We start from the raw sequence: 13,591 nt of genomic DNA, 5'->3' as shown, positions 1-13,591 counted from the left end.
GTCGGCGTGCGGCGCGTGGCGACGCGCCTCGGTTGACAACGTCGCACCCCTCCGTGATGGTTTTCGACCACCACCGGTCGAGGCTCGCATGCGTGTCGCCGTCATCACCCTGCTCTGTGCCGCGCTCGCTCCCGTTGCGGTGCGGGCCCAGTGTCCGCCCGCGTGCGCGGGCGGCGGCGGGCCGGCGGCGACGGACTGCTTCCTCGCCTTCGGGGGCGTCGGCGGCTCCGCCGTCGCCTGCACCGACGGTGATCCGACCTGCGACCAGGACGGAACGATCGACGGCACCTGCACGCTCGCGGTCACGGCCTGCACGAACGTCGGCGTCGGGTCGTGTCCCGCGACCCCGCTCGACGCCACGCCGACGGCGGTCGCGAAGGGCGCCGGCGCGGACGCCTTCGTCTCCGCCGTCGGTCAGCTCTCGCCCTCGGCCCAGACCTGCACCGCGCCCGGGCTCGTCCGGCTCTCGATCGCGCCGTCACAGGCGAAGCTCAAGCCCGCCGTGGTGACGGTCCGAACGACGGCTGTGGCGGGCGGCAAGAAGGACAAGGACAAGCTGAAGCTCGTCTGCAACCCGGCGCGCCCGGGGCTCGCCGCGTCGGTGCAACCCCTCTTCACCGCGACGTGCACCTACACGGGCTGCCACTCGGGAGAGCTCCCGCAGGCGAGCCTCTCGCTCGAGGACGGGCAGTCGCTGGCGGCGCTCGTGAACCAGCGTGCGGTCCGCTCACCCAAGCTCGCGCGCGTGAAGCCGGGCAGCATCAAGAAGAGCTTCCTCACCAAGGGGCTGTTCGGCGTCGGCGCGCGCCGGATGCCCGACGGATGCCCGGACATCGTGACGCCGGTCGAGCGGTGTCTCACCGACGCCGAGATCTACACGATCCTCGCGTGGATCCAGGCCGGCGCCCTGCCCTGACGCGCCGGCCCCGGCTCACTTGAGCTTCGGCTTCCACGCGCCGGCGTGGATCCACTCGACGTACGCCTCGAGCGCTTCGATGTCGTCCGGCGGCAGCAGCTTCCCGTACGCGGGCATCTTCGCGGCCTGGCGCCGGAAGAAATAGCCGCCGATCGGATGCTGCGAGATGCGCGGGATCTCGCCGTCGGCGATCCATTGGTGCAGCTCGTCGTCGCTGCGCACGAGCTCGTCGTAGTCGTCGCCCCAGAAGCCGGGGATGTAGCCCTTGAACGACCCGGGGTTCGAGACGCCGCCCGCGCCGAACGGGCCGTGACAGTTCATGCAGTGGTACTCCAGGGCCAGCTCGCCGCCGCGCGTCGCCTTCGCCTCGTCGGGGAGGATCTGTCCCGAGGTGGCACGGAGGTACGCGACCAGGTCCTCCACCTGCGACCCGGAGACGAGCCCGCGGTACGCCGGCATCCGGAGCGCCGCCGCTTCCATGCGGGCGCGATAGTCGGGGTCCTCGCGTCGCCGCTTCGGGGCGCCGTCGAGGATGTACTCGCGGAGGTCGTCGGGCGTCTTCACGTACATCATCTGCGTCTGCTCGGTGAACGCCGGGACCTCGCCCTCCTGGCTGCCGGGATTCTTGGTGCCGCCGCCGCCTTCGGGGCCGTGGCACGCGAAGCAGCCGAGCTCGGCCGCGAGGCGGTGCCCCCGGCTCGCCGGCGTCTCCTCGAGGGACAGTACGACGCGCCGGACCGTCGGGTAGGCGAGCCACCCCGTTTCGAGCGCCGCCACGATGGCGAGCGCCCAGACGAGCCACGTGCCCTCTCTCACGACCGCCTCGCTCCCCGCATCTCACGCAACCCTTGACACTCGGCCGCGAGCCGCGATGATCGCCCGATGACGCCGCGCGCCCGCATCGCCGCGCTTATCGCGCTCGTGGCCGCGACGCCCGTCCGCGCCGAGCCGCTGCCGGTTCTGCTCGATCTGGTGGCGCGCAACGCGCGCTTCCCGTCGCCGGCGCGGGCCGACGTCAGGCTCGAGCGGCAGGATCGGGGTGCCACGACGGTCGTGCAGGTGGTCATGCTCGGTAGCGGGCGCACCATATACGTCGAGACGCGCGACGGCACGCGCGCGCTCGTCCGACCGGGCAAGGTCATCCTGCGAACGGGCGCCCGGGTCGCCCGATCGGCGCCGGGCGCACGCCTGGCCGGCTCGGACGTCCTCTTCGAGGATCTCGCCGTCTTCACGCCGGGCTTGCTCAAGATCCCCCAGGTGAGCGACGAGGGGCCGACCGGGACCGTCGTCACCGGCGCGCCCGGCCTTCCGTCGGCATGGGCGCTCATCGTGCTGACGATCGATCCGGCCGACCACACGATCCTTCGCACGAAGTACTACGAGCGCTCGATCAGCAACCTGGCGGCGTTCGGTCGCAACGAGGACTTCCAGAGCGTCGACGGCCACCAGCGACCGGGCCGCACGACGGTCGAGGGGACGCTCGACCGGACGACGACGCGTCTCGACCTGACCTGGCGCTCCGACCCCGATATCCCACACGCCGTCTTCACGCCGGCGGGGCTCCGCGGCGCGTCGACGATCACCTGGTAGCACGCTCACGCCGCGCCGGCGGGCGGCGCGATCGTGATGTCCACGCAGAGGGCGGCCGCATCCTGCTCGAGTCGCGTCCGCAGGACCCGCGGCTCGAGGCCGGGCGGGACGCGCATCAGGATGCGCATCGTGTAGATCGGGGTGCCCGAGCCGGGCTCCGGGCGGAGCTCCGTGTGCAGGTCCTCGATGTTCACCCGAAGGCCCGCGAGCGTCCGCGCGACGCGCGCGACGATGCCCGCTTTGTCGACTCCGGCGATCGTGCATTCGAGCTGCGTCCCCGGGAGCTCGTCGGCGGGGATCACGGCGTCTTCGACCGGCCGGAAGAAGACCGTGAGGCGCCTCTCCCACTCGAGCCGCTTGCAGCCGGCCGACAGACGTCGCTCGACCTCGTCGCCCTGCCCCGAGAGCAGCAGGAGCACGGCGAACTCGGAGCCGAGCAGCGTCATGCGCGAGTCCTCGAGGTTGCAATCGCATTCGTAGATGAGCTCGGCGAGGTCGGCGACGATGCCGGGGCGATCCCGGCCGATGGCGGAGAGCGCGAACAGGCGTTTCATGCGCAGGTCCTTTCCGTGTCGGGAATGGCCGATACGACGTCGCGGAAGATCCGGTGCCAGTTGAGCACGGCCCCGCACTGCTTCAAGTACCCGTCGAGCCCCGCGAGCGCCCGCAGGAGCAGCACCGGGTGGCCGGGGGCGTGGAAGATGCGATGCACGAGGGCGAGCTGCGTCACCTGCATGCCCCGATCGACGAGATCGTACTGTGCGGGATCGAACGGCTCGTCGCGCTCGAGCGGCTCGCACACGACGTGCATCATCTGCACGACCGGCGCGGGATCGTCCTTCGCAAAGCCGAGGGCGACGCAGGCGGCCGCGATCTCGCGGTCGTCGCGCGCCAGCAGGCCGCGCGCGAGCCGGAGGTAGCCGGCGCGGATCTCCGGCTCGAAGACGCGCACGGAGCCGAAGTCGAGCAGGGCGATCTTCGGGTGGTGCGTCACGAGGTAGTTGCCCGGATGCGGATCGCCGTGCAGCACCCCGAACTCGAGCACCTGACGCCAGAGCAGGCGGAAGAGCTTCTCGGCCACCCAGCGCCGCAGCGCGGGGTCGACGCCGGGCGCCAGGATCTCCTGCAGCGGGTAGCCTTCGAGGTACTGCATCGTCAGCACGCAGCGCGTGCTGAGCGCCGGATACACGCGTGGGATCGTCACCTCGCGGTCGGACGCGAGCAGGCGCCGGAAGCGTTCGATGTTCGCCGCCTCGCGTGTGTAGTCGAGCTCCTCGCGCAGGCGCGCTTCCAGCTCGGCGACCACCTCTTCGCGGTCGAAGTCCTGCCGCATGACGTCCCGGACGACGGTCGTGAGCGCGCGCACGAGGGCCCGCACGTTGCGGATGTCCTGCGTCACCGTCTCCGCGATGCCGGGGTACTGCACCTTCACCGCGACGGCGGTGCCGTCGTGGAGCTCCCCACGATGCACCTGCCCGAGCGACGCCGCGGCGAACGCCTCCCGCTCGAAGCGCCGGAACGCCTTCTCAGGGGGCGATCCCAGCTCGCGCGTCAGCACCTCGCGCACCCGCTCGTACGGCATCGGCGGGACGCTCGACTGGACGACGGCCAGACGTTCGAGCGCCTCGGCGGGAAAGAGATCCGTGCGCATCGAGAGCATCTGCACGAGCTTCATGAACGCACCGCGGAGCTCCGTGGAGCCGGCCACCATGCGCTCGGCGTTGCGGATGTGGACGGCGAGGAGATCCTCGTCCGCCCGCTCCGAGGACTGGAACGGCCGCTTGAGCGCCTGCCAGATGTAGCTGCCGCCCACGGCCGACGTGAGGCTGCCCACCGACAGGAGGCGCCGGGCGCGACCGCTCGTGATCTCGGCCATCACGAGGACCGCTGCAGGATCCGCACCGCGGCGGCCGCGGCACCGAAGCCGTTGTCGATGTTGACGATGGTGACGCCCGCGGCGCAGGAGTTCAGCATCGCCAGGAGCGCCGCGATGCCCCCGAAGCTGGCGCCGTAGCCGACGCTGGTCGGCACGCCGATGACCGGGCGATCGACGAGGCCGCCCACGACGCTCGGCAGGGCGCCTTCCATCCCCGCGACGACGACGAGGACGGCGGCCTCCCACAGGCGCTGGTGCTCGGCGAGCAGCCGGTGGATGCCCGCCACCCCCACGTCGTACAGCCGCTCGACGCGCGCGCCGAGGAACTCGGCGGAGAGGGCTGCCTCCTCGGCCACCGGGAGGTCGGCGGTGCCGGCGCTCAGCACGAAGAGCGGGCCCGTCCCGATCGGCTCCACCGGCCGGACCTGTCGGATCGCGAGCCGCGCGACGTCGTGGTAGCGGAAGCCCGGCACGGCGCGGCCGAGCGCTGCCGCGGCGTCGGCGTCGAGGCGGGTCACCAGAACGTTGCCGGCGGCCGTCGCGAGCCGATCGGCGATCGCGACGATCTGCTCCGCCGTCTTGCCGGCGCCGAAGACGACCTCACCGAAGCCGTTGCGCAGGCTGCGATGATGGTCGAGACGCGCGAAGCCGAGATCTTCGAACGGGAGTGCGCGCAGGCGGTCCAGCGCGGCGTCCACCGTCTGCTCGCCTCGGGCGAGCGCACGGAGGAGATCCGCGAGCTGCTCCCGATCCATGCGCTCTGGTTAGCCGCGAGACCGGCGTCCAGCAAGTCGCAAGTGGTCGAAGCCTCGACGCGGTGGGTGCACCGTCTCGCCCCGCGCGTCGACCAGCACGACCGCGGGCGGCCCCGCGAGGACGACGCCGATCGGCGTCACGCGACAGCCGATGCGCCGCAGCCGCCGCGCGAGCGCCGGAAGGCGGCGGCGGGCGAGCGTGAAGGCGAGCTCGTAGTCCTCGCCGGCCGTCGCCGCGACGATCGGGGCGCGCTTGCCGAACCGGCGGCGGCACGCGGTCGCCACCGGCACCCGCGCCGCGTCGATCCGCATCGCGACGCGGCTCGCCCGGCAGACGTGCCCGAGGTCCTGCAGAAGGCCGTCGGAGACGTCGATCATCGCGCTCGCGACCGTCGCCAGCAGCCCGCCCGCGGCGAGTCGATCGGGGACGCGCGGCAGCGGCGCCGTGCGTCCCGCGCGCCGGGCGTGCACCGCCGTCCCCGTCGCTCCGAGCGCCCCGGTCACGCAGACGAGGTCGCCGGGGCGCGCGCCGGCTCGCCTGACGATGCGGCGCCCGGCGCGCCCGAGCAGCGTGACGGTGACGGCGAGGCGGGCGCCGCGCGTGACGTTGCCACCGGCGAGATCGGCGCCGTGCCGGCGCGCGTCCGCGACGAAGCCGGCGACGATCCCGTCGAGCGTCCGCACCGGCGTCGTGGGCGGAACCTCGAGCGCCATGACGGCCGCCAGCGGTCGTCCGCCCATCGCCGCGAGGTCGCTCGCGTTCACGCGAAACGCCCGCTCGCCGAGCGCACGCGGCGCGAGCCATCCGCGGCGGAAGTGCACGCCGTCGACGAGGCTGTCAGTGGTGACGAGGAGCGTCGCGCCGCCGACCCGGAGCGCGGCCGCGTCGTCGCCGGGTCCGACCCGCACGGCGCCGCGCGGGCGTCCGAGCCGGCGCACGACCGTCGCGATCCAGCCGTGCTCGCCGAGCTCGGAGAGGCGCCGCGGCACGGGCGGCTCGCGCCTAGCCGAGCATGGACTTCACCTTGTCGAAGAAGCTCTTCGACAGCGGGTGAACGTCCTCGCCGGCTTGCTTCGCGAACTCCTCCAGGAGCTCGCGCTGGCGCGCGGTGAGCTTGCGCGGCGTCTCGACGACGACCCGGACGAGCTGGTCGCCGGTTCCGTAGCCCCCGACGTCCGGCACCCCGCGGCCTCGCAGCCGGAACGGGTGGCCCGACTGCGTGCCGGCGGGCACCTTCACCTTGGCGCTCCCGTCGAGGGTCGGCACCTCGAGCTCGGTGCCGAGCGCCGCCTGCGTGATGCTGATCGGGACCTCGCACACGAGGTCGTTGCCGTCGCGCGTGAAGATGGGGTGCTCTTCGACGTCGAGCAGCACGTACAGGTCGCCCGACGGGCCGCCGCTCTCGCCGGCCTCGCCTTCGCCGCGCAGCTTCAGGCGCGAGCCCTGGTCGACGCCGGCGGGGATCTTCACGTTGACGGTGTACGTCATCCGGCGCGCCCCGGCGCCCTCGCAGGACGGACACGGGCTCGTGACGATCTGCCCCTGCCCGCCGCACTTCCCGCACGTCTTCGCGATCGAGAAAAAGCCCTGCTGGAAGCGCATCTGGCCCGAGCCGTTGCACTGCGGGCAGGTCTGCGGCGTGGTACCGGGCTTGGCGCCGCGGCCCCCGCACGTCTCGCAGCGCGTGAGGCGCGGGATCGAGAGCGTCTTCTCGCAGCCGCGGCTGGCTTCGACGAACGAGATCGTGAGCTGGTACTGCAGGTCGGCGCCGCGGCGCGCCCGCGAGCGCCCGGACCGTCCCCGGCCCGTCCCGAAGAAGTCGCCGAAGAGATCGCCGATGATGTCGTCGAACCCGGCGCCGAAGTCGAAGCCCATGCCGCCGCCCTGCTCGAACGCGGCGTGCCCGAAGCGGTCGTACTGGGTGCGACGCTGGGGGTCGCAGAGGATCTGGTAGGCCTCGTTCAGCTCCTTGAAGCGCTCCTCGGTCTCGCGACCACCGTCGGGGTTCTTGTCGGGGTGATACTTGAGAGCGAGCTTCCGGTACGCCTTCTTCAGCGCCTCGTCGTCGGCCGTCCGTGAGACGCCGAGCACCTCGTAGTAGTCGCGTTTCATCGGAAGACCGAAGGGCCCTCACCGCCCGCGCGATGAAGGCCCCTACTCTCGCACTCGCACGTCCGTCGCAAGCGACGGACCCTTTATTCCTTCACTTCCTCGAACTCCGCCTCGACGACGTCGTCCTTGCTCTTGGCGCCGCCGCTCGGTCCCGCGCCGTCGGTCGCGCCGCCGCCGTCCGGCTTGGTCGCCTTGCTGTACATCGCCTCGGCCAGCTTGTGCGAAGCCCGCGCGAGGGTGTCGGCCGCGGCCTTGATGGCCGACGCATCCTCGGACTCGAGCGCCTTCTTGGCCTCGGCCAGGGCGGAGTCGATCTCGCCCTTCGCCGTCGGGTCGAGCGACGCGCCGTGCTCGCCGAGCGTCTTCTCGGTTTGGTAGACCAGCCCGTCGAGCTGGTTGCGTGCGTCGATCGTCTCGCGCTTCTTGCGGTCCTCGTCGGCGTGCGAGGCGGCGTCCTTCACCATCTTGTCGATCTCTTCCTTGCTGAGACCGCTCGACGCCGTGATCTGGATCGACTGCTCCTTGCCGGTGCCGAGATCCTTCGCAGAGACGTGCACGATGCCGTTCGCGTCGATGTCGAACGTGACCTCGACCTGCGGCACGCCGCGAGGTGCCGGCGGGATGCCCACCAGGTCGAACTGGCCGAGGAGCTTGTTGTCGCCCGCCATCTCGCGCTCGCCCTGGAAGACGCGGATGGTGACGGCGGACTGGTTGTCGCCCGCGGTGGAAAAGACCTGGCTCTTGCGGGTGGGAATGGTCGTGTTCTTGTCGATGAGCTTCGTGAACACTCCGCCCAGCGTCTCGATGCCGAGCGAGAGCGGCGTCACGTCGAGGAGCAGCACGTCCTTCACGTCGCCGGAGAGCACGGCGCCCTGCACGGCGGCGCCGATCGCGACGACCTCGTCGGGGTTCACGCCCTTGTGCGGCTCCTTGTTGAAGAGCTTCTTCACGCGCGCCTGCACGGCCGGCATGCGGGTCATGCCGCCGACCAGGACGACTTCGTCGATCTCGCGCGTGGTGAGCTTCGCGTCCTTCAGCGCGGTGACGCACGGACCTTCGAGCCGATCGAGCAGGTCGGCGCACAGGGCTTCGAGCTTCGCCCGCGTGAGCTTCATGTTGAGGTGCTTCGGACCGCTCTGGTCGGCGGTCACGAACGGCAGATTGATGTCCGTCTCGGTCACCGTCGAGAGCTCGGCCTTCGCCTTCTCCGCGGCTTCCTTCAGACGCTGGAGGGCCATGCGGTCCTTGCGCAGGTCGATGCCCTGGTCCTTCTTGAACTCGTCGGCCAGGTAGTCGATCACGCGCTGGTCGAAGTCCTCGCCGCCGAGGAACGTGTCGCCGTTGGTGGCCTTCACCTCGACGACGCCGTCACCGATCTCGAGGATCGACACGTCGAACGTGCCGCCGCCCAGGTCGAACACGACGATCTTCTCGTCCTTCTTCTTGTCGAGACCGTAGGCGAGCGCCGCCGCGGTGGGCTCGTTCACGATGCGCTTCACGTCGAGGCCCGCGATGCGGCCGGCGTCCTTCGTCGCCTGGCGCTGGGCGTCGTTGAAATAGGCCGGGACCGTGATGACGGCCTCGGTCACCTTCTCGCCGAGGTAGTCCTCGGCGGTCTGCTTCATCTTCTGGACGATCATCGCCGAGACCTCGGCCGGGCTGTACTTCTTGCCCCGGATCTCGACCCACGCGTCGCCGTTGTCGGCCTTGACGATCTTGTAGGGCAGGACCTTCGTGGCCTTCTGCACCTCGGCGTCGTCGTAGCGCCGCCCGATCAGCCGCTTGATGGCGAAGATGGTGTTCTCGGGATTCGTGATGGCCTGACGTCGCGCGATCTGGCCGACCAGCCGCTCACCGCTCTCCGCGATGGCGACCACCGAGGGGGTGATCCGTGCCCCTTCCGCGTTGGTGATGACGGTGGTGTCCCCGCCTTCCATGATGGAGACGCACGAGTTCGTCGTCCCCAGGTCGATTCCGATGACCTTCGGCATTCTCAGGATTCTCCTTAGGGTGCGCTGTTAATCACCGCCCCCGTCGTTGGCAAGGTTCAACGACCCGGGCGTGCCTTTCGAGACGGTCACGAGCGCCGGCCTAAGCAGCCGATCGTGCAGGCGATATCCGGCCTGATGCTGCTGGAGGATCTGGCCGGCGGGGTGCGTGGCGCTCTCGACGTGGGCGACGGCCTCGTGCTGGGTCGGGTCGAAGGGCGCGCCCTCGGCCGTCAGGCGCTCGACCCCGTGACGCTGCAGGGCGTCCAACAGCGCCTTGAGGACCAGCTGGACGCCTTGGCGGAGGGAGCCGGCGGCATCGGCACCCCCGGCGGCCTCGATCGCCCGCTCGAGGTTGTCGACGACCGGCAGCAGGTCCCGCATGAGGGCCTCGGTCCCGAACCGCGTGGCGTCCTGGCGCTCGCGCGCCGCCCGCTTCCTCTGGTTCTCCAGGTCGGCGCGCTCGCGCACCCAGCGATCGTGGTTCTGTCGTGCCTCTTCCCGGGCGGCCGCGAGCTCGGCTTCGAGCTCCGCCACCCGCTCGGCCGTGGCGTCGCGACCCGCGGCGCCGGAGGGCGTCGCTTGGCGCCGTAGGATGTCGTCTTCGTCCATGACCGAGAGCCGCCTCGGTGAGGCGCTCAGCGTCGGGCTGGTAGGCACCGTTGGCTGCAAAGTCAAGGTTGTGGTAGCCGACTGGAGCCGTCCAGCGTGTCAGTCGAGATCGCGAGCCCGGCCTACGTGCTACGAACCCGCCCGTATGGGGAGCTCGACGTCATCGCGACGCTGCTGACCCAGGGCCACGGCAAGATCACCGGCATCGCGAAGGGCGCCAAGCATTCGCGCCGGCGCTTCGGCGGCACCCTGCAGCCGTTCGTCAACGTCCGGGCCGTCTTCCAACAGCGCCCGCACGCCGATCTCGTCTTCCTGGTGCGGTGCGAGCTGCTGGCGCCGCTGCGCAGCTTCTCGCAGGACGTCGATCGGTTCGCCGCCGGCAGCTACGTCATCGACGTCACCGACCGCATGACCGTCGGGCGCGAGTCGGGCCACGACGTCTACGGACTCCTGCACGAGACGCTCGCGCTGCTCGACGGCGGCGTGGCGATCGAGCCCGTGCTGCGGGCGTTCGAGCTCCATCTGCTGGCGGCCAGTGGGTACGAGCCCGCGCTCGACCGCTGCCGGGGCTGCAGCGCGGATCTCGGTCGCGGCGACGGCGCCTTCCTCGTCGTCGAGCGGGGCGGGCTCGCGTGCCGGCGCTGCGTCCCGCCGGGCGAGATCGTGCGACCGCTCGCGCCGGCGACGGCGCGCCTGCTCGCGCGTCTCGCGACGCGGCCGATCGGCGAGGCCGCGACCGCCGGACCGATCCCGGCCGAAGCGCGTTCGGTCGCCGAGCAGATGCTCGCCAGCGTCACGTCGGGACCCGTTCGCTCGCGCGCGTTTCTCATGCGCTCGCGCGTTGATTCCACACCTCGCGTCCGCTAGCTTCGCCGCTTTCCCTCGAAATCCGGGGAGGAAGAGGTTCAGAGCATGGCGAAGACGCGCACCAAGGCCACGGCGAAGCGATCGGCTCGCAAGCCCGTCGCCGCGAAGGGCCGGCGGTACGTCTACTCGTTCGGCGGCGGCGGTGCCGACGGACGCGCCGAGATGAAGGATCTCCTCGGCGGCAAGGGCGCGAACCTCGCGGAGATGGCCCGCATGCGCCTCCCGGTTCCTGCGGGGTTCACGATCTCGACCGAGGTCTGCACCTACTACTACGCGAACGGCCGGCGCTACCCCGCGGTCCTGCGCGCACAGGTCGAGACCGCCCTCAAGAAGGTGGAGAAGGCGCTCGGCAAGACCTTCGGCGATCCCGAGAATCCCCTGCTGGTGTCGGTGCGGTCGGGCGCTCGCGCGTCGATGCCGGGGATGATGGACACGATCCTCAACCTCGGCCTGAACGACCTGACCGTGCAGGGTCTCATCCGCGACACGGGCAACGAGCGCTTCGCGTACGACTCTTACCGGCGCTTCGTGCAGATGTACGGCGACGTCGTCCTCGACCTCAAGCCGCGCACCAAGACCGAGGAGGATCCGTTCGAGGTCGCGCTCCACGAGAAGAAGCGCGCGCGCGGCGTGACGCTCGACACCGACCTCACGGCCGACGACCTCCGCGAGCTCGTGCAGGAGTTCAAGGCGCTCATCAAGATGCGCAAGGGTGTCCTCTTCCCCGAGGATCCCCACGAGCAGCTCTGGGGCGCCATCGGCGCGGTGTTCGGCTCGTGGAACAACGAGCGCGCCATCATCTACCGCAAGCTGAACGACATCCCCGAGAGCTGGGGCACCGCGGTGAACGTCCAGTCGATGGTGTTCGGCAACATGGGCGCCGACTCCGGTACGGGCGTCGCGTTCACGCGTGATCCCGCCTCGGGCGAGAACGTCTTCTACGGCGAGTACCTGATGAACGCCCAGGGCGAGGACGTCGTCGCGGGCATCCGCACGCCGCTGCCGATCGCGCAGCTCGGCAAGGAGAACCCGAGGATCCACGGGCAGCTCATGCAGGTCCGCCGCACGCTCGAGCGCCACTACCGCGACGTCATGGACATCGAGTTCACGATCCAGCAGGGCACGCTCTACATGTTGCAGTGCCGGGTCGGGAAGCGAACCGCCGTCGCGGCCGCGAAGATCGCCGTCGACATGGTGCACGAGAAGCTGATCGCGCCGAAGACCGCCCTCCTGCGGGTCGATCCCGAGCGGCTGAACGAGCTGCTGCGCCCCGTCTTCGATCTGTCGGCGAAGCGCGAGGCCGGGGCCCGCCTGCTCGCCAAGGGACTCAACGCGGGACCCGGCGCGGCGAGTGGCAGGATCGCGTTCCACGCCGAGGACGCGGAGGAGATGGCCAAGCGCGGCGACCGCGTGATCCTGGTCCGCAACGAGACCTCGCCCGAGGACATCCGTGGCATGGCCGCGGCCGGGGGCATCCTCACCGCGCGCGGCGGCATGACGAGCCACGCGGCGCTCGTCGGCCGGCAGATGGGCAAGGTGTGCGTCGTCGGCTGCGGCGTGCTCGTCATCAACTACGAGCGCGGCGAGATGCGCATCGACGGACGGAGCGAGGTGCTCCACCAGGGCGATCCCATCTCGATCGACGGGTTCACCGGCGAGGTGTTCTCGGGCGAGATCCCCACGCGTCCGTCGGAGATCGTGCAGGTCCTGGTCGACAAGACGCTCGAGCCGTCGAAGGCGCCCGTCTACAAGATCTACGCGCAGCTCATGAAGTGGGCCGACCAGGTGCGTCGTCTCGGCATTCGCGCCAACGCCGATCTTCCCGAGCAGTGCGAGCACGCCGTCGCGTTCGGCGCCGAGGGCGTCGGCCTCACGCGCACCGAGCACATGTTCTTCGGCGAGGGCAAGATCGAGCCGATGCGCGAGATGATCCTGGCCGAGACCGCCGAGGAGCGCCGTCGCGCCCTGGCGAAGCTCCTGCCGCTCCAGCGTGCCGACTTCGAGGGCATCTTCCGCGTGCTCGCGGGGCGTCCCGTCACGATCCGGCTGATCGACCCGCCGCTGCACGAGTTCCTGCCGCACGATGCCGAGGGCCAGGCCCAGATCGCGGCCGACATGAACGTGCCGGTCGAGCGGATCCACAACCGCGTCGAGCAACTGCACGAGTTCAACCCCATGCTCGGCTTCCGCGGCTGCCGGCTCGGCATCATCTATCCGGAGATCACCGAGATGCAGGCGCGGGCGATCTTCGAAGCGGCGTCGAACGTGAAGCGCGAGGGCATTCCCGTCGAGCCCGAGGTCATGATCCCGCTGGTCGGGCACGTGAAGGAGCTGAAGCTGCAAGCCGAGATCGTCCGGCGCGTCGCGGCCGAGGTCCTGAAGGAGACCGGCGCCAAGTTCCGGTACCTGGTCGGCACCATGATCGAGGTGCCGCGCGGCGCCCTCACGGCCGATGCGATCGCCGCCGAGGCCGACTTCTTCTCGTTCGGCACCAACGACCTCACGCAGACGACGCTCGGGGTCTCGCGCGACGACGCGGCCAGATTCCTGACACCCTACGTCGCCGACCTCGAGATATATTCGCGCGATCCGTTCGAATCGATCGACCAGGACGGCGTGGGCGCGCTCATGCGCACCGCGGTCGAACGGGGCCGCAAGACGAAGCCCGCCTTGAAGCTCGGCATCTGCGGCGAGCATGGGGGTGATCCCGCCTCTGTCCGGTTCTGTGACACGGTCGGGTTGAGCTACGTGTCGTGCTCGCCGTTCCGCGTTCCGATCGCCCGACTGGCGGCTGCGCAGGCGCGGCTCACTAGGTAAATTTTGCCTACTCCCCGACCCGGTCTAAAGATCCGGGCACGGGCGGCCGACAAACAG

General features: G+C 70.6%; 12 protein-coding genes. 4 read left to right on the top strand and 8 right to left on the bottom strand.

Annotated features, from left to right (window positions below):
- The first annotated feature begins 88 nt into the window (after positions 1–88).
- Positions 89–916, top strand: coding sequence for a hypothetical protein (locus VMS22_22115; protein ID HXJ36740.1), 828 nt, complete (start codon positions 89–91; stop codon positions 914–916).
- A gap of 15 nt (positions 917–931) precedes the next feature.
- Here the strand turns inward: VMS22_22115 and VMS22_22110 are convergent, their stop codons facing one another.
- Positions 932–1,732: a c-type cytochrome gene (locus tag VMS22_22110; protein HXJ36739.1), complete on the bottom strand. Its 801-nt coding sequence runs from the start codon at positions 1,730–1,732 to the stop codon at positions 932–934.
- Between the two features lie 66 nt (positions 1,733–1,798).
- Between VMS22_22110 and VMS22_22105 the strand changes: the two genes are divergently transcribed.
- The gene (locus tag VMS22_22105; protein ID HXJ36738.1) at positions 1,799–2,506 is read left to right on the top strand and encodes a hypothetical protein; all 708 of its coding nucleotides are present in this window, start codon (positions 1,799–1,801) and stop codon (positions 2,504–2,506) included.
- Between the two features lie 5 nt (positions 2,507–2,511).
- Here VMS22_22105 and VMS22_22100 read toward each other — a convergent pair whose 3' ends face one another.
- The 7 genes from VMS22_22100 to grpE all read right to left on the bottom strand — a co-directional run bounded on the left by VMS22_22100 (position 2,512) and on the right by grpE (position 9,850).
- Positions 2,512–3,060 carry an ACT domain-containing protein gene (locus VMS22_22100; GenBank protein HXJ36737.1) on the bottom strand — a complete coding sequence of 183 codons (549 nt, stop codon included), beginning with the start codon at positions 3,058–3,060 and terminating at the stop codon, positions 2,512–2,514.
- The gene (locus VMS22_22095) at positions 3,057–4,382 is read right to left on the bottom strand and encodes an AarF/UbiB family protein (GenBank protein ID HXJ36736.1); all 1,326 of its coding nucleotides are present in this window, start codon (positions 4,380–4,382) and stop codon (positions 3,057–3,059) included. Before VMS22_22095 ends, VMS22_22100 begins: the two co-directional genes overlap by 4 nt.
- On the bottom strand, positions 4,382–5,137 hold the full coding sequence (larB, locus tag VMS22_22090) for a nickel pincer cofactor biosynthesis protein LarB (protein HXJ36735.1): 756 nt from the start codon (positions 5,135–5,137) through the stop codon (positions 4,382–4,384). The genes VMS22_22095 and larB overlap by 1 nt, the downstream gene beginning before the upstream one ends.
- A gap of 9 nt (positions 5,138–5,146) precedes the next feature.
- Positions 5,147–6,127: a thiamine-phosphate kinase gene (gene thiL / locus VMS22_22085; GenBank protein HXJ36734.1), complete on the bottom strand. Its 981-nt coding sequence runs from the start codon at positions 6,125–6,127 to the stop codon at positions 5,147–5,149.
- A 13-nt stretch (positions 6,128–6,140) separates the two neighbouring features.
- Positions 6,141–7,250 (bottom strand): molecular chaperone DnaJ, encoded by a 1,110-nt coding sequence (gene dnaJ / locus VMS22_22080; GenBank protein ID HXJ36733.1) that lies wholly within the window; start codon positions 7,248–7,250, stop codon positions 6,141–6,143.
- Positions 7,251–7,333: 83 nt separating this feature from the next.
- The gene (gene dnaK, locus VMS22_22075; GenBank protein ID HXJ36732.1) at positions 7,334–9,241 is read right to left on the bottom strand and encodes a molecular chaperone DnaK; all 1,908 of its coding nucleotides are present in this window, start codon (positions 9,239–9,241) and stop codon (positions 7,334–7,336) included.
- A 27-nt stretch (positions 9,242–9,268) separates the two neighbouring features.
- Positions 9,269–9,850 (bottom strand): nucleotide exchange factor GrpE, encoded by a 582-nt coding sequence (grpE, locus tag VMS22_22070; GenBank protein ID HXJ36731.1) that lies wholly within the window; start codon positions 9,848–9,850, stop codon positions 9,269–9,271.
- Positions 9,851–9,946: 96 nt separating this feature from the next.
- On the opposite strand from grpE, the gene recO reads away from it, so the two are divergent.
- A complete protein-coding gene (gene recO / locus VMS22_22065) occupies positions 9,947–10,717 on the top strand; it encodes a DNA repair protein RecO (protein ID HXJ36730.1) in 771 nt (256 codons plus the stop codon).
- Positions 10,718–10,762: 45 nt separating this feature from the next.
- On the top strand, positions 10,763–13,534 hold the full coding sequence (gene ppdK / locus VMS22_22060) for a pyruvate, phosphate dikinase (GenBank protein HXJ36729.1): 2,772 nt from the start codon (positions 10,763–10,765) through the stop codon (positions 13,532–13,534).
- Positions 13,535–13,591: the final 57 nt, after the last annotated feature.

The organism is Candidatus Eisenbacteria bacterium, from assembly GCA_035577985.1.
GTDB lineage: Bacteria > Desulfobacterota > Binatia > DP-6 > DP-6 > DATJZY01.
Note: the sequence above shows the minus strand (reverse complement) of the source record. Positions and strands in the feature narration are given on the sequence as shown.